This is a genomic window from Bradyrhizobium lablabi, from assembly GCF_018129385.1.
GTDB classification, from domain to species: domain Bacteria; phylum Pseudomonadota; class Alphaproteobacteria; order Rhizobiales; family Xanthobacteraceae; genus Bradyrhizobium; species Bradyrhizobium lablabi_C.
Window position 1 is genome coordinate 109,519 of record NZ_JAFCLN010000017.1, and the last position, 18,712, is coordinate 128,230.

Consider the following 18,712-nt stretch of genomic DNA (forward strand, 5'->3'; position numbering starts at 1 on the left):
TGTGTCAATCGACCCTCTTCCAATCTCGCGTTGAAATCGCGACTGTCCGCCGCGCCGCGAGCCAAATTTCTCAATGTCTGCGGTGGTGCGGTATCTCCGTAGTTCTCCGGACCAGAACAAAGTTCCTGCACTCAATGAGACCCGCGAGTCCCGAATCCCCGTGAACGAATTTGCCCAAGCCGCCGCTACGGCGCTGTCCCTGATCGTCCGGCTCGACCCGGAGCTGTCACGCATCGTCGTCCTGTCGTTGCGGGTCAGCCTGACCGCGAGCGTCATTGCGCTCGTGATCGGCGCGCCGCTCGGCGCGATGCTGGCCGTGACCCGGTTTCTCGGACGGCACACCGTGATCGTGCTGACCAATGCCCTCCTGGGCCTGCCACCGGTCGTGGCGGGATTGATCCTCTATCTGCTGCTGTCGCGCTCGGGCCCGCTCGGATCGGCAGGTTTGCTGTTCACGCCTGGCGCGATGGTCATTGCGCAGGCGATGCTGGCAACCCCGATCGTGGTCGCGCTGGTGCACCGGCCGGCTTCGCTGCTCTGGGCCGAATATGGCGACCTGGCGCGGATCGACGGCCTGTCGACCTTTCGCAGCGTCATGCTGCTGTTTGCGCTTGGCCGCGGCTCGCTGCTGACCGCCTTCCTTGCCGCCTTCGGCCGGGCCATCGCCGAGGTCGGCGCGATCATCGTCGTCGGCGGCAATATCGCCGGCTACACCCGCACCATGACGACGGCGATTGCGCTGGAGACCAGCAAGGGCGATCTGGCGCTCGCCCTCGGGCTCGGTCTGATCCTGCTGTCGCTGAGCGTCGCGGTCTCGACGATTGCGTTCCTGCTAGTCGGACGCATTGGGGAAAAATAGCCGCTCGCCGCCGATCTTGTAGTCGCCGATCGTCTTCTGCCCGTCGACGGAAACCAGCCAGTCGACAAAGGCCTGGCCGTCCTTGGCCTTGACGTTCGAATGCTTGGCCGGATTGACCAGCATCACGCCATACTGGTTGAACAGCCTTCGATCACCTTCGGTGAGAACAGCCAGATCGCCGCGATTCTTGAAGTTGAGCCAGGTGCCGCGATCCGACAGCACGTAGCCATTGCTTGACGACGCCATGTTGAGCGCCGGCCCCATGCCCTGTCCGATCTCGCGGTACCAGCTTCCCTTCGCCGGTTCGACGTCGATGCCTGCGTCCTTCCACAACCGCAGTTCAGCCGCATGCGTGCCGGAGCGGTCGCCGCGCGAGATGAACGGCGCCTTGGCTGCCGCGATCTTGCGCAAGGCATCGACGACATCCTTGCCGCCGGCGATTTTTGCGGGATCGGTCTTGGGCCCGATGATGACGAAGTCATTGTACATCACGCCGAAGCGCTTCAGGCCGGCGCCCTCGGCGATGAACTTCTCTTCCGCCGCCTTGTCGTGCACGAACACCACGTCGGCATCGCCGCGCCGGCCGATATCGAGCGCCTGGCCGGTGCCGACCGCGACCACCTTGACGCCGATGCCGGTGGCTTCCGTGAATTTCGGCAGCAGGAAGCCGAACAGGCCCGACTGCTCCGTCGACGTGGTGGATGCGACCGTGATGGTGCGCTCCTGCGCCGGGGCCGCGGTTGCGACAAAAAGTCCCGCGAGGGCGGCGATCAGGATTCGTTTGAACATGCTTTGCCTCGTGCGCTGAGCAGGTGCCGGCCGCCGTCGTACAACAAGGCGGCCACCGGCTGCAATTCACAGTTGGTCTCGCGCCGCGCGCCTGTGCTAGAAAGCCTCCCGCAACGCGAAACGCCCCGATGCGAGTTCATATGCGGTCCCCGACGTCCCTCCTCGCCTCCGCCTTCATCCTGATACTTTCGACGCTGCCGGCAACGCAGGGCTGGACCGCGCCCGCCACCGCCAGGGACGGCAACAACATCGAGCTCGGCGATGTCACCTTTCGCCTCGACGGCATCGAGGCGCCCGCCTTCGACCAGACGTGCATCGACGAGCATGCGGATGCCTGGGCCTGCGGCGCCGCCGCGCGCGATCAATTGACAAAGCTGATCGGCGGCAAGCCGGTGCGGTGCGACGATCTCGGCGCCGATCCCTCCTTCAAGCGGCGGCGCCTCGGCGTCTGCACCGTCGAGGGGGCAAGCACGAGCTTGAACCAGCAGATGGTGCAAGATGGTCTTGCGCTCGCGGACGCCAGGGGCAAATTCAAGGCGGACGAGACGGCCGCGCACGACGCCAAGCGCGGCCTCTGGAAGGGCTGCTTCATCACGCCGACGGATTTTCGCCGCTGGAAACAGGATGCCGCGCTTCAGGGCGGCGCCTGCCGCGCCGACCGGGACCGCGAAATCCGCGCGCTGCTGTTCCCCGACGATCCCGCCATGCCTGATGGCTGCAACATCAAGGGCAAATACGCCGTGCGCGCCCGCGTCACCGGCAACACCGGCATCTATCACCTCCAGACATGCCGCAGCTATCCGGGCCTCGACCAGGACCGCTGGTTCTGTTCGGAAGACGACGCGCTGGCCGCCGGGTTCCGGAAAGCCTACAATTGTAGGAGAGGTTTGCCGGACAAATGAAGGCTGGCAAAACCTGCGCCGATTATGAGAAGGTATCTCACGGCAGGCGCAGATGAGTTCCACCGACCCTACCAGCACCCTCCCCGAGGCGGCAGCAGCCGAGCGGCTGCGGCAACATCTCGAAGAAATTGCGCGCGAGCGTGACCGCGCCCACCGCGCCTTGCAGGATCGCGAAGCGGAGCTTGCCCGCATCCAGCGCATCGCCCGCGTCGGCGGCCTCGAAATCGACTTTCGCGACGGCGTCAAGAACCGCCGATCTCCCGAATATCTTCTGGTCCATGGCCTGCCGCCCGAGGCAGTCAACGAGACCTATGAGGATTGGGTATCGCGCATCCATCCCGAGGATCGCGAGCGGACGCAACAACACCTGTTCGATACCCTGAAGAGCGAAGGTCAGGACTATTCCGCCGTCTATCGGATCGTCCGGCCGAATGACGGCGAAGTGCGGTGGATACGAGTCGCCGCCAGGATCGACCGCGACCGCGGCGGCCAGGCGCTGCGCCTGGTCGGCGCCGACATCGACGTCACCGATCAGATGCTGGCGCAGGCGACCCTGCGCGAAAGCGAGGAGCGCTTCCGCCTGATCGCCGACAGCGCGCCGGTGCCGATGTGGGTGACCAAGCTCGACCGCACGCGGCTGTTCGCCAACCAGTCCTATTGCGATTTCGTCGGACTTCCCTACGAGCAAGCCATCAAGTTCGACTGGCGCAAGGTCCTGCATCCGGACGATATGCAGCGCATCGTCCAGGAATCGGTTGCAGGCGAGGCCTCGCTCAAGCCGTTCGTGCTGGAGGCTCGCTACAAGCGCGCCGACGGCGAATGGCGCTGGCTGCGATCGGAATCGCAGCCGCGCTGGGACCCGACCGGCAAGCATATCGGCTTCATCGGCATCGCCCACGACATCACCGCCGCCAAGCAGGCGGAGATCGACCTTCGCCGGATGAACGATATCCTGGAGCAGCGCATTGCCGAGCGCACCTCGCAGCTCGAATCCAGCGAAGCGCAGATGCGCGCGATCTTCGAAACCAGCAACCAGTATCAGGGCCTGCTCGACCGGCAGGGCAATGTGCTCTACGCCAACAAGACCGCGCTCGAAGGCATCCGGTCCGCGGCCGCCGACGTCATCGGCCGACCGTTCTGGGAAACGCCGTGGTTCAGCGGCACGCTCGGCATGGCCGAGGTGGTGCGCGACGCCTTCGAGGCGGCGCTCAGGGGCGAAGCGGTGCGATGGGAGGTGCAGCTCCGCCTTCCGATCGGCGAGCGCTATTTCGATTTTGCGATGCGTCCCCTGCTCGACCAGCACGGTGCCGTGGTCGGCGCCGTGCCGGAAGCCGTCGACACCACCGAACGCCGCAGGGCCGACGAAGTGCTGCGTCAGTCGCAGAAGATGGAAGCGATCGGCCAGCTCACCGGCGGCGTGGCGCATGACTTCAATAACCTCCTGACCATCATCCGCTCGGCCACGGATTTCCTCCGCCGCCGCGATCTCGCCGAGGAACGGCGCGGCCGCTATATCAATGCGATTGCCGACACCGTGGAGCGCGCCTCGAAGCTGACGGCGCAGCTATTGGCATTCGCCCGCCGGCAGCCCCTGAAGCCGCAGGTCTTCGACGTCGGCGCGCAGGTCGAAAGCGTCCTGCAGCTCATCCGCCCGCTCGTCGGCACGCGCATACGCATCGACATGGATATTGCGGACGCCGGCTGCTTTGCCACTGCCGACATCGCGCAGTTCGAGACGGCGCTGATCAATCTGGCAGTCAACGCCCGCGACGCCATGGACGGCGAAGGCCAGTTGACGATCGCCGTCCGCAAGGTCGGCACCATCCCGCCATTGCGCGGACAAGCCGGCCGCCTCGGCGAGTTCGTCGCGATCTCGATGGCCGACACCGGCACCGGCATCGCACCCGACAAGATCGAAGCGATTTTCGAGCCCTTCTTCACCACCAAGGAGGTCGGCAAAGGCACCGGCCTCGGCCTCAGCCAGGCGTTCGGCTTCGTCAAGCAGTCCGAGGGCGACATCGAGGTGAAGAGCGTTCCCGGCCAGGGCGCGACCTTCACCATCTACCTGCCGGAGGCCACGGCCCCCGCTCGCAGCGAGCAGGTCGCCGCCGCGGGCGTCGAGCCGGCCGCTGGGCGCGGCTACCGGGTGCTGGTCGTCGAGGACAATGACGAGGTCGGGCAGTTCTCCACGGAATTGCTGGAAGATCTCGGCTATGCCGTCAAGCGCGCGGCCAACGCCGACACGGCGCTTGCCATTCTCGCGCGGGACGAATTCGCCGCCGACCTCGTCTTCTCGGATGTCATCATGCCCGGCATGAACGGCGTCGAACTCGCCGGCGTCATCCGCGACCGCTATCCCGGCCTGCCGGTGGTGCTGACCAGCGGTTACAGCAACGTGCTGGCCGAAAATGCCCACCGCGGCTTCGAGCTGATTCAGAAACCCTATTCCGTGGAGTCGCTGTCCCGCATCCTGCGGAAGGCGATCTCCGAGCGGGCGTCGGCGCATTAAAGCTTTCAACGAACGGCCAGGCCTGCATGGTTCGAGACGCCCGCTTTGCGGGCTCCTCACCATGAGGGTCTGGCATTTCGCCGCAAATCAGGACCTCATCCTGAGGAGCGCGCATCGCGCGCGTCTCGAAGGATGGCCGCAACCGCTAAAGTCTGGCCAAATGCGATGGCCCCGCATTAGATGCGGGGTGGGTACCGGTTCGCGCTACGCCGCGTCTACGGCGTCCGTCCCGGCTGCAGCCAGCATCTTCCGGATATCCGCCGCCGGGCGCGGCGGGCTGAACAGGTAACCCTGCATCTGCGTGCAACCGAGCGCCTGGACGGTGTCGCGCTGCTCGTCCGTCTCAACGCCTTCGGCTGTCGTGACCATGTTGCGGTCGGCGGCGATGCTGACGACCGCCTTGATGATGGACGTCGAGCCCGAGCCGCGCGTCAGCGCCTTCACAAAGCTGCGGTCGATCTTGATCTTGTCGAACGGGAAACGCTGGAGATAGCTCAGCGACGAATAGCCGGTGCCGAAATCGTCGAGCGCGATGCGCACCCCGAGCTTGCGGAGCTGATTGAGCGTCACCAGCGCGTCATCGTCGTCGGCGATGAGAACCGCTTCGGTGATCTCGAGCTCCAGCCGTCGCGGATCGAGCCCGGCCTCCGCCAGCGCGGATGCTACCTTCAGCGACAGCGTCTGCGAGCGGAACTGAATCGGCGAGACGTTGACCGCGACGCGCACGTCGGCCGGCCAGTTCGCGGCCTCCCGGCAGGCGGTGCGCAGGACGAACTGCCCGAGCTCCTCGATCAGGCCGGTTTCCTCGGCGACCGGGATGAAGTCGGCCGGCGAAACCATGCCGCGCACCGGGTGCCGCCAGCGCAGCAGCGCCTCGCAGCCGGTCACCTCGTCGCTGCGCAGATCGACCAGCGGCTGATAGTGAAGCTCAAAGCCGCCTTCGGCGAGCGCGCTGCGCATATCGTGCTCGAGCTCGCGGCGCAGATTGGCCTCGGCTTCCATCGACGGCTCGAAGAAGCGGTAGGTCCTGCGGCCGGCGGCTTTGGCGGCATACATCGCAAGGTCCGCGCTCTTGAGCAGGCGAAGCAGATCCGAGCCGTGGCGCGGCGCCACCGCCACCCCGATCGAGGCGTCGCTGGCAAGGCTGTGGCCATGACAATCGAACGGCGTGCGCAGCGCCGCATAGACCTTTGCGATCAACTCGTTGACATCCTCGTCGGAGCGCACGTCGTGCTGCACGATGGCGAATTCATCGCCGCCGAGACGGGCAACGAAATCCTGGGAGCCGGCGGCTTCCAGCAGCCGCGCCGAAACGCCCTTGAGGAATTCGTCGCCGATCAGATGTCCCAGCGAGTCGTTGATACGCTTGAACTCGTCGATGTCGATATAGATGATCGCGAACGGCGTTTCCGAAGTCTGCATCAGCAGGCCTTCCGCGTGCCGCTGAAACAGCGCGCGGTTCGGCAGATTGGTGAGCGGGTCATAATGGGCGAGATGCTCGATCTTCGCCGCGACGCGCCGGTGCTCGGTGACGTCTTCCAGCGTGGTGGCCCAGCCGCCGTCCGGCGAACGCTTGTAGATCAGGCGGATCATGCGCCCGTCCGGCGTCGAGATGACGGTGTCGTGCACCTCGTCATTTTGCGGATTGAGGAATTTGGCGCAGTAGGCATCGACGTCGCCGACGAACGATCCGAGCTGCTGGCGGTGCATGACCAGCTCGCGCAGATGGCAGCCCGGCCTCACGACATCGGGCGATACGCCGAACATGTCGATATATTGCTGATTGCAGATCACGAGCCGGGCCGAGGCATCGAACAGCAGCAGCCCCTGCGTCATGTTGTTGATGGCGGTGTCGAGATGCTGGCTCTTCTCCGACAGCAGCCGTTGCGCGGCCCGGTGCTGGCGCTGGAGCTGGCGCACGATGAAGAAGATCGTGACGACGACCACGACGACGGCAAGCACCGCGGCGAAGAACTGGAGCTTGGTCTGGGCGCGCCAGTCGGCGAGCGCCGTTTCCGTCTTGGTGGTGGCGACGATCAGGATCGGAAAATGGCTCAGCGGCCTTGCCGCGCCGACCCGGTCATCACCCTCGGACTGGCTGACAAACCGTCCGGAGACGTTGCCGTTCGACGTCAGCACGCGCTGGAACGAGGGCGAGCCTGCGACGCTGCGGCCCACCAGCCTTGGATCGTGCGGATAGCGCGCGATCACGGTGCCGTCGCGATGGATCATCGAAATCGCGGTATCCTCTCCGAGCGCCAGTGAGGCGACAAAGTCCTCGAAATGGGTCGGCTCGACTCCGCGGCTGGTAAAGCCGATGATCCTGCCGTCGCGGCCGGTGATTTTTCGCGCGAAAATGGTCGTCCATTTGCCGGTCACCCGGCTGACGGCCGGCTCGACGATCACATCCGGCGTCGCCTTGCCGGAGGTGAATTCGCGGAAATAGCGGCGGTCGGCGATGCTGACGTCCGGCACCGGCCACATCTCCGAGGTGTTGATCAGCCAGCCTCTGGCATTGAACAGGTTCAGCGCGCCGACATGCGGCAGCGCGGCGAGCTTTGAGCGCAGCATCTCGTGCGCGCTCAACATCGACATGTGCCGTTCGAAAGAGTCTTCGGTATCGAACTGGCCCACCTGTAGATAGGCGACGACGTCGTCATGCACATGCTGGAGATCGCCGAGCTGCTGGTCGAAATGCCGCGACAGCAACAGCGCGGTGTTGTTCAGGTCGCGCTCGGTGATTTCCAACGTGCGTTCGCGGAATTGCAGGGCAAGATAGGCCGTGCCGAGCGCGATCGCCGCCACCAGCGCGACGCCGCACACGATCAGCCACTGGATCGCGCCCTTCCTGGTGCGGACCAGCGCAATCGTTGTCGACAGCAGAAGGCGCGCGGAGAAGGCGCCGTCCGAAGATGCACTTTGCATTTCCTTGCCCCCAGGGCGGCGGTTCTACGGGAACACAACCGAAGGGGGCGTTAGGAAAATGAGTTATCGATCGGTTAAAGCGCGTTCCGCGGCACGGAAAGCTCTTCCTGATCCACCTTTTGCTCGGCTTCCCGCACCGCCTCCCTGGCCTGTTCGACCACCTCGACCAGGACCGGCACGACGCCGGCGCTGACCATGCCGAGCGCGCGGGCCGCGCTGGTGGAAACGTCGATGATCCGGCCCTTGATGAAGGGACCGCGGTCGTTGACGCGGCACTGGATCGAGATCTTGCCGTGGGTGACCCGGAGGATTTTTCCGAACTTGTGACTGCGGTGAGCGCAGGTCATTTCGCCGCGTTTGGCGCCGATGCCGGGGTAGAAGGAAGCAAGACCGGATTCAGCAAAGGCGTTCGCGCTGCCGACTGTCGTCAACAACAGCGCACCAACATATTTTTCGATTCTCATTTTGCGTCTGCATGGGTCGGCCCCGCGCAGGAAACGCGATCACGCAATCGTGGTTTCCAGACATGCGGCATTGCATGTCGCGCATTCCGCACGCCACCGTGCGGAACAATCGCATCTGAAGAATTTCGCCACTGAAAAGCCACGCTGGAACCAGCCCCGTGGCCACCGCAAACTTTCGCAGGAACACCCAGGGCCGCTTCTGGTTAGCCGCCAAAGCAACCGAGCAATCCAGGAGGTGGCTTATGAAAGTTCGAGACGCGATGACCCCTGACGTCCAGCTTTGCACGCCCGAAGATACGTTGCGCGATGCTGCCGAAGCGATGGCGGCGCTCAATTGCGGGCTGCTTCCGGTGACCGACAATGATCGTCTCGTCGGCATGATTTCCGATCGCGACATTGCTATCCGCGGCGTTGCCTTGGGCCGTGGTCCCGATGCCCGCATTGGCGATGTCATGACGTCAGACGTGAAATACTGTTTCGAGGATCAGGACCTCGAAGAGGTCTGCACGAACATGGGCGACATCCAGGTGCGCCGCCTGCCCGTGCTCGACCGCAACAAGCGCCTGGTCGGCATCATCGCACTCGGCGACATCGCACGCGCCCACGCGGCCGACGGAACGGCCGCGGCACTGAGCCAGATCTCACGCCCGGGCGGCCAGCACGCGCAGGCGTAGCTCCTCGCGCTTCGACACGCGCTTCGGGCTGCCCGGATCGGGCAGCCGATCGCCGCCGCCGGCCGCCTTCCACTCGCCAATCAGGCGGGCGATTTCCTTGCGCGCCTCGAGCTGCTCGCCGGCCGCCTCTGCACAGTCGAGGCCCTTGCCGATCTGGTTGCGCACGAGCGTTTCCAGTTCGAGCGTTTTGCCCCGCAACAGGCTGATCTTGCGCCGTATTTCATTAATTCGGTTGTCCATGGCTTGTTAGAACAAAATAAGAACATATAGTCAAGTCTCAAATCGGTGAACGAGACGGACATGGATAACAAAACCTTAAGATATGGCGGCGTTCAGGAGCGCCTCGCGGCGCAAATGACGCGTGCACAGGCCCTGCGTCTCAAGCGCCTGAGCGAGGAGGCCTACCAGCCAAGGCAATACGAGCGCGATCTCACGACGGACGAGGCCGAGCGCCGCATCCGCGCGCTCGAGGCCGAGATCGCGCTCGCCGACTCTTTCTGAGCGATGTTCCGGTTCATCGAACCGGAACCGAAACCTCACGCCTGCTTGAAGCGAGCACTTCACAATTCCGGAACGGCTGCTGCCGCGCATCGTTGGCCTCACGTCACTACGATGGAGACAGTGAATGAACTTCAAGATTGCAACCGCAGCCGCCATTCTTTCGACCGCGATCGCAGCGCCTGCATTCGCGCAGGATCCCGCGGCACGGGCGCCATCCGTCCGCGCTCAGCAGGATCAGGCGCGGGTCTATCATCGTGATACGCGGGCCTATCATCGCGACAGCGGATTCTGGCCGGGTGACGTGGCCGCCGGCGTAGTCGGCGGCGCGATCGGCACGGCCGGTGCTGTCGTCGGCACCGCCGGCGCAATCGCCACGGCGCCGTTCCGCAACGACGCCTACGCTTATAACGATGGCTACTACGGCCGGAGCTACGGTGTGAGAAGCGGGTTCGTCTGTCAGCCCGGCACAACGTTCCGCGGCGAGGACGGGCGACTTCACGTCTGCCAGTAAGTATACCCGATCAAGCTGACGCATGACCTCGAGGCTGCCCGGTGGGCAGCCTCTTTTTTGTCTTCAGCGAACAGCTTCTTGTCTGCGTCAGGCCAGCTTCACAACGTGAATGCAGCGTATACGAAAAGCCCGATCAGCAGCGCCATACTCACTGCGATCAGGCCAAGCAATGCCTTCCCCATCCTGCTCTCCCAGGTCTAGCCGCTCTTTTCGGCGCTATCGACGCTTTCCCGATGAATCTCGTCGCCGTCCTTGTCGACAACCGATACGAAATACCCCTTGCCGAGAAAACCCTGCCGGTTTTCCGCAAGATCGATGGCCAGGCGCTTGGCCACTGCGATCGCCTGATCGCGGTCGTCGACGGGATGGCCGGTCGGATCGATCACGCGCTTACCATCGACAATATCAAAGCGAAAACGCGGCATGGCGCATCCTCATCAGTGCGTATTGCTCTCGTGCCAGTTTTCCAGGTCGGGCTTCTTGCTGTCGTCAGAGCGCTGCTCCTTCTCCGGATTGCCTTTCCAGGGCTCTTTCGTCTGGCTTTTCGAACCCCAGTCCGTCCGCTGGCGGGGATCGTCCTTTGGCGTTTCCTTGCTCATGAAATCCTCCTCGGACCCCACAGGATCAACGATTGCGGCGCGGGGCCGTTCCTCGTTTCGCGGGGAACCTCCTGCGGCATCGTCGGTTCTTGCCGGAGCAACGGAGGAAATCGCGATGGCCCAGTCATCACGTCAGAAGCGCATCACCGGCCGGGTGATGCATGAGTTCAAGCACGGCGAGCTCAAGAGTGGCCGCAGCGGCAAGGGAGGCAAGGTCAAGAGCCGCCGTCAGGCCATTGCCATCGCGCTGGAGGAAGCCGGCGCCTCGAAATACGAGAGCGAGCGGCGCAACCGGCGCAACCTGCGCCGGACCGAGAGCAAGGAATCCCGCGGCCGCACCGCGCAGCAGGAGCGCGAGGGCAAGTCGCATGTCGGCGCCGGGCGCAAACGCGAGAGCACCCGCGCGATGGGCGGCCGGAACGCGCGCAAACCCACCGCCCGCGGCCGCCGCGCCGCGGTCGCCCGCGCCCGCAAGGCCGACGGGCACACCCGCAAGGAGCTCTACGCCAGGGCGCAGCGCCGTCATATCGAGGGCCGCTCCAAAATGACCAAGCGGCAGCTCGAGAACGCGCTCGGCATCCGTTGATGCCGGCTGTCAGTTCGCCCCGATATCGATGAGGGCGATGCCGAGATCCGCCCTCTTCCTGCGCCGCAGCTTCGACGGCACCTCGGTGAGTACCACTTCGAGCGTCGGGCGCACGGTGCCGGCGAGCAGGTGCCCGCCGCGGGTCGAGCCATCGGCCATGCCGAGCACGATATGCATATGCAGGCTCGCCTTGCCGTCGTCGCCCCTGGCGACGTCGCCGATCGCGCTCAGCACCTCGCACTGCTCGCCGATCTCGATCTTCCTGTAACTTTTCGAAGCGAAGTCGAACCAGCCCACGGTGGCCTTCTCGAAGGCGCCGATCGCCGTCAGCGAGGCCGCCGTCAACTTTGCGTCATTGGCGAATTTGGTCAGCGCCGCGAACGCCTCCTCCCCGCTGTCGAGGATGACGACATGGATCTGGGCGTCCGCGGTGTCGGAAAGGAGCTGGCTTTTCATGTCTCGTCACTCGTTCGACGATGTTCCGTGATCCCGCACCAATCGGCGATGTCGCGCATCGTTCCTCAAACTGTGAAGTCCCGCAGCGGAAACATCGGCCGGTTCCTCTCGTTCTCCCCGAAAAGGATATCCAGCGATGAGCACGTTCAGAGAGAAAGCGCAGGGCCTCACCAAGCAGGTGGTCGGCCAGATGATTGGCGATCAGCAACTGGTGGAAGAAGGCCGGGAGCAGGAGCACGAGGCCGAGCTAAAAGCCCACGCCTCCGATCCTCACATCGAACAGGGTCCGTCAGACGGGCCAAACGAGTAATTGCCAACACAAGAGTGCCGCCGGATCGTGTTCCGGCGGCATTTGTGTTGCCTGGCAGCAGCCAGCCTGCCGGGTGGCATCATTTGTTGGTGCCAGCGCCGGCATTGCCCGAACTGGACGGATTGGCGCCCTTGTGCTTTTTCATCGGCGCTGCGCCGGTCGTCGTCCCCTTCTTCATATTGTGGCCGCGCGCGTTCATGTCGCTTCCCGCGCCGGGACCGACATTGCCCGAGCTCGAAGCGCCGGGTGCCGGCTGCTGCGATTGCGCGAACGCGCCGCCCATCGATAGCGCGAGAATGCAGGCAGACGCCAAAATGGTCTTCTTCATGTCTTGACTCCTGGAGTTGAAGTGAACGCCAACACGGCTCGTGCGGAACGGTTCCTGCACGTTCCGCGGAGCAGCGTTGCGCCGGAGCCGGTTCATCGGCCACCGGTCAGCCAGAAGAAGTCCCAAAGAAACCCCACGGCTCGCAGTGAGCCGGGGGTCCAGTCTTGGGAGGGATCACCCTGCGGTGACCGACATGCCAATCCCGAAAAGGTCCGCCCGTTCCTAAGCCGCCGCTTCGTAATTGACTTCGGATTCGGCAAGCTTGGTCAGCGCCTCGTCGGTCTTCTTCTCTTCCGCCAGCGTTTGATCGAGCAGCTTGACGGCCTGCGGCATGTTGAGCTTTTCGGCCCATGCTTTCAGCGTGCCGTAGCGGGAGATCTCGTAGTGCTCGACCGCCTGGGCTGCCGCCAGCAGGCCGGCATCGAGCGCAGGCGTGTCGACATACTCGTCCATGACCTCCTTGCCTTCGTCGATGATGCCCTCGATCGCGTCGCACTTCTTGCCGCGCGCCGCCTTGCCGAGCATCTCGAAGATCTTTTCCAGCCGTTCGACCTGCCCCTCGGTCTCGTCGTAGTGCTTTTCGAAAGCGGTGCGGAGCTTGTCGGAATTCGCGGCCTTCGCCATCTTCGGCAAGGCCTTGAGAATGTGTTTTTCGGCGTAATAGATATCCTTGAGCGTATCCAGAAACAGTTCGTTGAGGTCCTTCTCGGCCATCGGTCACTCCCTTGGTTGGTTTTCCGGAAACCGTGATTGAAACCAAAAGTTCCTATCCGCTCCTCACGCGTGCTCTTTCCATATCGTGCTCCCTCACCCGCACAGGAACCGGACCGCTCAACGCGCGCTTATAGCTGTTTTGGCACGACGGTGATGTTTCACGATGGCGCGTATCCTGATCGGCACATCGGGATGGCACTACCAGTCCTGGCGCGGTCCGTTCTTCCCGAAGGAGCTGCTGCTGAAGGACCAGTTGCCGTACTACGCAAGCCAGTTTGCGACCACAGAGCTGAACGGCGTCTTCTACCGCACGCCGACGCCCGCAGCCGTGAAGGGCTGGCGGCAGCAGACAGGCGATGATTTCGTCTTCGCCTGGAAGGCATCGAAGTTCATCACCCACTGGAAGCGCCTGTCGGAGAAATCCGTCAACAGCCTCGAACTGCTGGAAGACCGGCTCTCGCTGCTCGGCGACAAGGCTGGTCCCGTCCTGTTTCAGTTGCCGCCGAACTTCGGCATGGACGCGGGCCGGCTCGACGCATTCCTCGATCTGCTTTCCGCAAAGCGCCGCTACTGTTTCGAGTTCCGTCACCCGAGCTGGTACACGCCGGAAGTTTTTCGGCTGCTGTCCCGGCAAAATATTTCGCTCTGCATTTCCGACCATCATGATGCGCCCTCCCCGTGGAAGCGGACGGCCGATTTCGTTTACGTCAGGGGCCATGGGCCCGGCGGCCGCTACAAGGGGCACTACCGGCCCGACGCGCTGGCGCAATGGGCCAGGCGCATCCGCTCCTGGAAGAAGCAGGGCTGCGACGTTTACGTCTATTTCGACAACGACCAGAAGAGCGCTGCCCCGGCCGATGCGCTCAAGCTGCTTCAGATGCTGGGTTAGGTCAGAGGTCACCCGGCCTGCCCGAGCAACGCTTGGAACCTCCGCCGCCGGCCTCCGTTGATCGCTCGGCCCTCTCGGCTATTCGAATTTATCAATGGAGGATGACGTGGGACTGTTTTCGAAAGACATCAAGTCGATGGACGACCTCTTGCTGCACGGCCTGCAAGACATCTATTACGCCGAGCAGCAGATCACCAAGGCGCTGCCGAAGATGATCGAGCAAGCGACCAATCGCGATCTCTCGCTGGGCCTGAAGAATCACCTCGAGGAAACCAACAAGCAGATCGAGCGGCTCGACCAGGTGTTCAAGAAGCTCGGCAAGCAGCCCTCCGGCACCGACTGCCCCGCGATCGACGGCCTGATCAAGGAAGCGGATGCGACCGCCGGCGACGTCGAGGACAAGTCCGTGCTCGACGCCGCGATCGTGGCGAGCGCGCAGGCCGTCGAGCATTACGAGATCGCCCGTTACGGCACGCTGATCGCCTGGGCGGAAGAGCTCGGCCACGACGACATCGTTCGCTTCCTCACCACCAATCTGAACGAGGAGAAGGCGGCCAACACCAAATTGAATACGGTGGCGCTGCGCAAGGGCGTGAACCGCAAGGCGGCAAGCTGAAACGCGGGGCGTACCAGTCAGCCCTGTGAGACAATGCGAAAGGCCCCGCGCGGGCCTTTCCACTATAATTGTTATAATTGCCTGACGCTTTTTGTGACACGCGCATAACGTGCGCGATCGATGGTCCCATCGCTGACCCGGCCACACTTCCCACGTCGCCGGGAAACCTCTACTCTGCGTGCTCCGGATTTCGCATCACCAGACGGTCGCGCATGACAAACTCATCGTCGATCCTTCGGTTTTCAACGGCGGACTATGCCGAGCGTGACCGCCTACCGATGTTTCGCGAGATGTTCGGACGCGGCGTCACCAACATGGACATTGAGCCGCTGGGCGAGGAATGCCGCGCGAATATCGAGCTCCGCCTGTTTCCCGGCGCGAGCGTCATGTGGGGCAGCAACACCCCGCACCGTTTCGACAATGGCTATGATCTCGGCAAGGCCGATGATGACTGCCTGTTCGTATGGGCAAGCACGCCCGGCCTGTTCCGCCAGCTCGGCCGGGAAGTCACGGTTGGCGCAGGGCCGGCCGTGCTGATGTCGTGCAACGACAAGGCGGTCGTCGAGAACGGCTCCTCCATTCACCACGTCACGCTGAAGGTTCCGCGCGCCACGCTCAAACCGCGGATCAAGGGCCTGGAGGACGCGTTTTTGCGTCTCGTCCCGGCGGACACCGACGCGCTGCGGCTGCTGAAAGGCTATCTGACGACGGTGCATGCCGATCACGCGGCGGCCGGCATCGACGCCCAGCGTGCGATGGTGCTGCACATCTACGATCTCATCACGCTCGCGCTCGGCGCGACGGGCGATGGAGCGGCGCTGGCGAGCCGCCGGGGCCTTCCCGCGGTCCGGCTCGACGCCATGAAGAAGCACGTGCTGGAGCAACTGTCCAATCCGTCCTTGTCCGTCAATGACGTCGCGCGGCGCCAGGGCGTCACCCCGCGCTACGTCCAAAAACTGTTCGAGACCGGCGGCAGCACTTTTTCGTCGTTCTTGCTCGCCTCGCGCCTTTCGCTCGCGCATCGCCGCCTCAGCGATCCCGGCACCCTGTCCTCGTCGATCAGCACGATCGCGGCCGACTGCGGTTTCGGCGATCTTTCCTATTTCAATCAGTCTTTCCGCCGCACCTTTGGCGAAACGCCGTCCGACGTGCGCAACCGCGCCCGCCGCCACATGGATTGACGATGAACCCTCAATCGATAGTTCGGTTTTCGACGGCGCATTTTCCGGAATCAGATCGCCTGATGATGTTCCGTGAGATGATCGGGCGCGGTGTTGCCAACATGGAAATCACGCCGTTAGCCGCGGAATGCAGCGCGGACCTTGAACTGCGCATGCTCCCCGGCGCCAGCGTGATGTGGGGTGGCCACACCCCGCATCGTTTCGAGAAATGCCGCGACCCCGGCAAATCGGACGATGATTGTGTTTTGGGTTGGTCGACCGCTCCCGTCTCGTTCCGCCAACTGGGTCGGGATATCACGGTCGGAGCCGGACCGGCCCTTCTGATATCCAGTGCAGACAAGGCGAGGGTTGAGAGTCCTTCTTCGAAGACAACGATGGTCACGCTGAAAATCCCTCGCGCTGCTCTCAAGGCCCAGGTCAGGGGACTGGAAGACACCTTCATGCAGCCGGTCCCCACCGAAACCGATGCATTGCGGCTGCTGAAAAGCTATCTGGCGACGATCCATGCCGATCAGGCGGCCGCCGACATCGAGCTACAGCGCGCCATGGTCCTGCATATCTGCGATCTGGTCGCCCTTGCGCTCGGCGCCACGCGCGACGGCGCGGAGCTGGCCGGGGACCGCGGCCTGCGCGCCGCGCGGCTCGATGCCATGAAGAAGCACGCCCTGGAGCGGCTGGGCGATCCGTCATTGTCCGTCCATGACATCGCACGCCGGCAAGGGGTCAGTGCGCGCTACGTCCAGCAGTTGTTCGAACGCGAAGGCGCGACGTTTTCATCGTTCCTGCTGGCTTCGCGGCTCGCGCTCGCGCATCGCCGGCTTGGCGATCCCGGCTCTATGCCCCTGCCGATCAGCGCGATCGCGGCCGATTGCGGCTTTGGCGACCTGTCCTATTTCAACCAGTGCTTTCGCCGGCGTTACGGCGAAACACCATCCGACGTACGAAACCGCGCGCGCCGCCAGACGGACTGACGCCGCCTCCCGCGTGGCCTGTCGGCAGCAGGCGAAGCCGTCTTCGCCCGGCTTCGCTTCAGCACAATAGCAGTTCGGCCACGCCCAAGCCGCCGGCCGGTGCGCCCGGTACTCTCCGATTCACGCTGTCGCGGAAGATCTGGAGGGCGAACACCGATGTCGGAAATATCTGCGCGAGGCATGCAGGCCGCCTCATGCGATGAAAATCACATCGTCCGTGAACCGCGCACAAACATCTTGCGACCACTGGGCGGAAGCGCCGAGCGAGCCTTCCGGAACCAGTCTGGATATGTGGAGGATGTTCGATGCCGCCGCACGACAAGAACGGTCCCAAGCTCTGGATCGATTACTTCGGCCAGCTCTTCAGTGACGAAGCCGAGGCCGATCGCCTGTCCTGGTCGGTCACAGACGGTCGCGGCGACCGCAAGATCGTCACCGCGCATTTCAACGATGACGACACCGTGATCCAGGTCGAGTCGGCACCCGCCGGCACCGATTTCAGGGTCTATGCCGGCGGCGGCGACGACTGGGTCTTTTCCGGCACCGGCAGCGACAAGCTGTATGGCGAAGCCGGCCAGGACTTCCTGTCGAGCGGGCCCGGCGACGATCTGCTCGATGGCGGCGCCGACAACGACGACCTCAACGGCGGACTCGGCAACGATCAATTGTGGGGCGGATCGGGCGACGACTCTTTCTCTTTCCATGTTCGCGGCGACATGGACTGGATCGGCCGCGACGTGATCCATGATTTCGTTGCCGGCGAGGACACGCTGCACTTCTACACCGTGAAGGGTTTTCACGATCTCAGCACCCATCCCGGCAGTTTCCTGAACTACGCCGAGACGTCGGTCGCCCCGGGCGCGAGCCTGCCAACCATTGAAGCGGCGGCGGATGCTCTGTTTGCAACAAGCTGGCGCGATTTCGTGTTCGTGGCTGACGGCACCGACGGATACCTGTTCGTCGACGCCGCCGGCGGCGAGCGCGCGATGATCACGCTCAAGGGCGTCGGAAGCGTCGATGGATTTTCCTGGGACTGCATCGTCTGAACGCGAACTCAGCAACACACGGGAGACTGAAAATGGCCAAGAACACGACCACCGATCCGACCGATCCGACGCAGCCGGGCGACGGCACCGTCTGGGACCACCCGCCGCTGCCTCCCTACGACACCACGATCTACGGCACCGAAAACAACGACGTGCCGCTCAACGGCGGCTATCTGGCCGATACCATCTATGGCCTCGGCGGCAACGATAAGATCTACGGCTTCGGCGGCGATGACAGGATCGACGCCGGCGCGGGCAATGATTTCGTGCGCGGCGACGCCGGCAACGATCTCCTCCATGGCGGTGCAGGCAGCGACCAGATCAGCGGCGGCACCGGCAACGATCGCATCTTCGGCGGCGCCGGCCAGGACTTTCTCGCCGGCGACGCCGGAAACGACACGTTCTATTTCACCCGCTCCGAGCAATCCGCCCATGCCGACGTCATCCTGGATTTCGAAGCGGGAGACAAGATCGCCATCGTCTATGGCCACGGCACGATCCCCGGCACCGCCGCCAACTACATCGAGTACGAATTCGCAAACGCCACGTTCGATCAGATGAAGGCGCTGGCTGATTTCGCCATCGCAGACCCCAAATTCCAGCACGTCTTCATCACCAACGGCACCGACGGATATCTGTTTTCGGGACACGCCGACACCACGGAAACGTGGGTGGGACTGTGGGGCCTCGACTCCGTGAACGACTTCAGTTGGATGAACATCGTCTAACCTGAACCTGGACGAGACCGACGACCGGCATATGCGAGCTCCCGCGACAGCGGGGGCTTTTTTGCGTTTCACCGCGGATCGCCTGCGCCAGCCTGACCGGACCACCCCATACAAAGGGGATGTGAACCAGATCACGGACGCATTTCAGTCACGA

At 63.7% G+C, this 18,712-nt stretch carries 23 protein-coding genes; 14 read left to right on the plus strand and 9 right to left on the minus strand.

What is annotated here, in order from left to right; translation table 11 throughout:
* Positions 1 to 160: 160 nt before the first annotated feature.
* Positions 161 to 859: an ABC transporter permease gene (locus JQ628_RS26340; protein WP_212226946.1), complete on the plus strand. Its 699-nt coding sequence runs from the start codon at positions 161 to 163 to the stop codon at positions 857 to 859.
* Here the strand turns inward: JQ628_RS26340 and JQ628_RS26345 are convergent.
* Positions 833 to 1,648 carry a substrate-binding domain-containing protein gene (locus tag JQ628_RS26345; protein WP_212226947.1) on the minus strand — a complete coding sequence of 272 codons (816 nt, stop codon included), beginning with the start codon at positions 1,646 to 1,648 and terminating at the stop codon, positions 833 to 835. The genes JQ628_RS26340 and JQ628_RS26345 overlap by 27 nt on opposite strands.
* Positions 1,649 to 1,788: 140 nt before the next feature.
* Between JQ628_RS26345 and JQ628_RS26350 the strand changes: the two genes are divergently transcribed.
* Entirely contained in the window at positions 1,789 to 2,550 is a 762-nt protein-coding gene (locus JQ628_RS26350; RefSeq protein WP_212226948.1) for a thermonuclease family protein, read from the plus strand.
* Positions 2,551 to 2,602: 52 nt separating this feature from the next.
* A complete protein-coding gene (locus JQ628_RS26355; protein ID WP_212226949.1) occupies positions 2,603 to 5,059 on the plus strand; it encodes a hybrid sensor histidine kinase/response regulator in 2,457 nt (818 codons plus the stop codon).
* Between the two features lie 204 nt (positions 5,060 to 5,263).
* Here the strand turns inward: JQ628_RS26355 and JQ628_RS26360 are convergent, their stop codons facing one another.
* A complete protein-coding gene (locus tag JQ628_RS26360) occupies positions 5,264 to 7,984 on the minus strand; it encodes a bifunctional diguanylate cyclase/phosphodiesterase (RefSeq protein WP_212226950.1) in 2,721 nt (906 codons plus the stop codon).
* A 74-nt stretch (positions 7,985 to 8,058) separates the two neighbouring features.
* The gene (locus JQ628_RS26365; protein WP_212226951.1) at positions 8,059 to 8,448 is read right to left on the minus strand and encodes a septal ring lytic transglycosylase RlpA family protein; all 390 of its coding nucleotides are present in this window, start codon (positions 8,446 to 8,448) and stop codon (positions 8,059 to 8,061) included.
* Between the two features lie 242 nt (positions 8,449 to 8,690).
* On the opposite strand from JQ628_RS26365, the gene JQ628_RS26370 reads away from it, so the two are divergent.
* The gene (locus JQ628_RS26370) at positions 8,691 to 9,122 is read left to right on the plus strand and encodes a CBS domain-containing protein (RefSeq protein WP_212226952.1); all 432 of its coding nucleotides are present in this window, start codon (positions 8,691 to 8,693) and stop codon (positions 9,120 to 9,122) included.
* On the opposite strand, the gene JQ628_RS26375 is transcribed toward JQ628_RS26370, so the two are convergent.
* Positions 9,090 to 9,362 (minus strand): hypothetical protein, encoded by a 273-nt coding sequence (locus JQ628_RS26375; RefSeq protein ID WP_212226954.1) that lies wholly within the window; start codon positions 9,360 to 9,362, stop codon positions 9,090 to 9,092. The genes JQ628_RS26370 and JQ628_RS26375 overlap by 33 nt on opposite strands.
* A 60-nt stretch (positions 9,363 to 9,422) precedes the next feature.
* Here JQ628_RS26375 and JQ628_RS26380 point away from each other — a divergent pair, with 60 nt between their 5' ends.
* Positions 9,423 to 9,623 (plus strand): DUF3072 domain-containing protein, encoded by a 201-nt coding sequence (locus JQ628_RS26380; RefSeq protein WP_249128440.1) that lies wholly within the window; start codon positions 9,423 to 9,425, stop codon positions 9,621 to 9,623.
* Positions 9,624 to 9,747: 124 nt separating this feature from the next.
* Positions 9,748 to 10,134, plus strand: a complete 387-nt coding sequence (locus JQ628_RS26385) for a hypothetical protein (protein ID WP_212226956.1) — start codon at positions 9,748 to 9,750, stop codon at positions 10,132 to 10,134.
* Positions 10,135 to 10,331: 197 nt separating this feature from the next.
* On the opposite strand, the gene JQ628_RS26390 is transcribed toward JQ628_RS26385, so the two are convergent.
* Positions 10,332 to 10,559: a DUF6894 family protein gene (locus tag JQ628_RS26390; RefSeq protein WP_212226958.1), complete on the minus strand. Its 228-nt coding sequence runs from the start codon at positions 10,557 to 10,559 to the stop codon at positions 10,332 to 10,334.
* A 12-nt stretch (positions 10,560 to 10,571) separates the two neighbouring features.
* Complete coding sequence (locus JQ628_RS26395; RefSeq protein ID WP_212226959.1) at positions 10,572 to 10,733, minus strand: hypothetical protein; 162 nt, start codon at positions 10,731 to 10,733, stop codon at positions 10,572 to 10,574.
* 115 nt (positions 10,734 to 10,848) lie between these two features.
* Between JQ628_RS26395 and JQ628_RS26400 the strand changes: the two genes are divergently transcribed.
* Positions 10,849 to 11,319, plus strand: a complete 471-nt coding sequence (locus JQ628_RS26400) for a DUF6496 domain-containing protein (protein WP_212226961.1) — start codon at positions 10,849 to 10,851, stop codon at positions 11,317 to 11,319.
* Between the two features lie 9 nt (positions 11,320 to 11,328).
* Here the strand turns inward: JQ628_RS26400 and JQ628_RS26405 are convergent, their stop codons facing one another.
* A complete protein-coding gene (locus JQ628_RS26405; RefSeq protein ID WP_212226963.1) occupies positions 11,329 to 11,775 on the minus strand; it encodes a PPC domain-containing DNA-binding protein in 447 nt (148 codons plus the stop codon).
* 136 nt (positions 11,776 to 11,911) lie between these two features.
* Between JQ628_RS26405 and JQ628_RS26410 the strand changes: the two genes are divergently transcribed.
* Entirely contained in the window at positions 11,912 to 12,085 is a 174-nt protein-coding gene (locus tag JQ628_RS26410) for a hypothetical protein (protein WP_212226965.1), read from the plus strand.
* Positions 12,086 to 12,164: 79 nt separating this feature from the next.
* Here the strand turns inward: JQ628_RS26410 and JQ628_RS26415 are convergent, their stop codons facing one another.
* On the minus strand, positions 12,165 to 12,413 hold the full coding sequence (locus JQ628_RS26415) for a hypothetical protein (RefSeq protein WP_212226967.1): 249 nt from the start codon (positions 12,411 to 12,413) through the stop codon (positions 12,165 to 12,167).
* A gap of 222 nt (positions 12,414 to 12,635) precedes the next feature.
* Positions 12,636 to 13,127: a ferritin-like domain-containing protein gene (locus tag JQ628_RS26420; RefSeq protein ID WP_212226969.1), complete on the minus strand. Its 492-nt coding sequence runs from the start codon at positions 13,125 to 13,127 to the stop codon at positions 12,636 to 12,638.
* Between the two features lie 163 nt (positions 13,128 to 13,290).
* On the opposite strand from JQ628_RS26420, the gene JQ628_RS26425 reads away from it, so the two are divergent.
* The 6 genes from JQ628_RS26425 (at position 13,291) to JQ628_RS26450 (ending at position 18,558) form a co-directional block, all read left to right on the plus strand.
* Entirely contained in the window at positions 13,291 to 14,016 is a 726-nt protein-coding gene (locus JQ628_RS26425) for a DUF72 domain-containing protein (RefSeq protein WP_212226971.1), read from the plus strand.
* Positions 14,017 to 14,122: 106 nt separating this feature from the next.
* Positions 14,123 to 14,632: a ferritin-like domain-containing protein gene (locus tag JQ628_RS26430; protein WP_212226973.1), complete on the plus strand. Its 510-nt coding sequence runs from the start codon at positions 14,123 to 14,125 to the stop codon at positions 14,630 to 14,632.
* Between the two features lie 212 nt (positions 14,633 to 14,844).
* Positions 14,845 to 15,813 carry a helix-turn-helix transcriptional regulator gene (locus JQ628_RS26435; protein ID WP_212226975.1) on the plus strand — a complete coding sequence of 323 codons (969 nt, stop codon included), beginning with the start codon at positions 14,845 to 14,847 and terminating at the stop codon, positions 15,811 to 15,813.
* A gap of 62 nt (positions 15,814 to 15,875) precedes the next feature.
* Positions 15,876 to 16,784, plus strand: coding sequence for an AraC family transcriptional regulator (locus tag JQ628_RS26440; RefSeq protein WP_212226977.1), 909 nt, complete (start codon positions 15,876 to 15,878; stop codon positions 16,782 to 16,784).
* A 305-nt stretch (positions 16,785 to 17,089) separates the two neighbouring features.
* Complete coding sequence (locus JQ628_RS26445; RefSeq protein ID WP_212226979.1) at positions 17,090 to 17,830, plus strand: calcium-binding protein; 741 nt, start codon at positions 17,090 to 17,092, stop codon at positions 17,828 to 17,830.
* Positions 17,831 to 17,862: 32 nt separating this feature from the next.
* Positions 17,863 to 18,558 carry a calcium-binding protein gene (locus JQ628_RS26450; RefSeq protein WP_212226981.1) on the plus strand — a complete coding sequence of 232 codons (696 nt, stop codon included), beginning with the start codon at positions 17,863 to 17,865 and terminating at the stop codon, positions 18,556 to 18,558.
* Positions 18,559 to 18,712: the final 154 nt, after the last annotated feature.

Bases quoted from the DNA above. Each gene is read 5' to 3' on its own strand.
- JQ628_RS26390 (WP_212226958.1), bottom strand. From the start codon at position 10,559: ATGCCGCGTTTTCGCTTTGATATTGTCGATGGTAAGCGCGTGATCGAT.
- JQ628_RS26440 (WP_212226977.1), top strand. From the start codon at position 15,876: ATGATGTTCCGTGAGATGATCGGGCGCGGTGTTGCCAACATGGAAATC.
- JQ628_RS26375 (WP_212226954.1), bottom strand. From the start codon at position 9,362: ATGGACAACCGAATTAATGAAATACGGCGCAAGATCAGCCTGTTGCGG.
- JQ628_RS26370 (WP_212226952.1), top strand. From the start codon at position 8,691: ATGAAAGTTCGAGACGCGATGACCCCTGACGTCCAGCTTTGCACGCCC.
- JQ628_RS26420 (WP_212226969.1), bottom strand. From the start codon at position 13,127: ATGGCCGAGAAGGACCTCAACGAACTGTTTCTGGATACGCTCAAGGAT.
- JQ628_RS26405 (WP_212226963.1), bottom strand. From the start codon at position 11,775: ATGAAAAGCCAGCTCCTTTCCGACACCGCGGACGCCCAGATCCATGTC.
- JQ628_RS26415 (WP_212226967.1), bottom strand. From the start codon at position 12,413: ATGAAGAAGACCATTTTGGCGTCTGCCTGCATTCTCGCGCTATCGATG.
- JQ628_RS26400 (WP_212226961.1), top strand. From the start codon at position 10,849: ATGGCCCAGTCATCACGTCAGAAGCGCATCACCGGCCGGGTGATGCAT.
- JQ628_RS26425 (WP_212226971.1), top strand. From the start codon at position 13,291: ATGGCGCGTATCCTGATCGGCACATCGGGATGGCACTACCAGTCCTGG.
- JQ628_RS26410 (WP_212226965.1), top strand. From the start codon at position 11,912: ATGAGCACGTTCAGAGAGAAAGCGCAGGGCCTCACCAAGCAGGTGGTC.
- JQ628_RS26445 (WP_212226979.1), top strand. From the start codon at position 17,090: ATGCCGCCGCACGACAAGAACGGTCCCAAGCTCTGGATCGATTACTTC.
- JQ628_RS26395 (WP_212226959.1), bottom strand. From the start codon at position 10,733: ATGAGCAAGGAAACGCCAAAGGACGATCCCCGCCAGCGGACGGACTGG.
- JQ628_RS26380 (WP_249128440.1), top strand. From the start codon at position 9,423: ATGGATAACAAAACCTTAAGATATGGCGGCGTTCAGGAGCGCCTCGCG.
- JQ628_RS26345 (WP_212226947.1), bottom strand. From the start codon at position 1,648: ATGTTCAAACGAATCCTGATCGCCGCCCTCGCGGGACTTTTTGTCGCA.
- JQ628_RS26350 (WP_212226948.1), top strand. From the start codon at position 1,789: ATGCGGTCCCCGACGTCCCTCCTCGCCTCCGCCTTCATCCTGATACTT.
- JQ628_RS26355 (WP_212226949.1), top strand. From the start codon at position 2,603: ATGAGTTCCACCGACCCTACCAGCACCCTCCCCGAGGCGGCAGCAGCC.
- JQ628_RS26450 (WP_212226981.1), top strand. From the start codon at position 17,863: ATGGCCAAGAACACGACCACCGATCCGACCGATCCGACGCAGCCGGGC.
- JQ628_RS26385 (WP_212226956.1), top strand. From the start codon at position 9,748: ATGAACTTCAAGATTGCAACCGCAGCCGCCATTCTTTCGACCGCGATC.
- JQ628_RS26365 (WP_212226951.1), bottom strand. From the start codon at position 8,448: ATGAGAATCGAAAAATATGTTGGTGCGCTGTTGTTGACGACAGTCGGC.
- JQ628_RS26435 (WP_212226975.1), top strand. From the start codon at position 14,845: ATGACAAACTCATCGTCGATCCTTCGGTTTTCAACGGCGGACTATGCC.
- JQ628_RS26360 (WP_212226950.1), bottom strand. From the start codon at position 7,984: ATGCAAAGTGCATCTTCGGACGGCGCCTTCTCCGCGCGCCTTCTGCTG.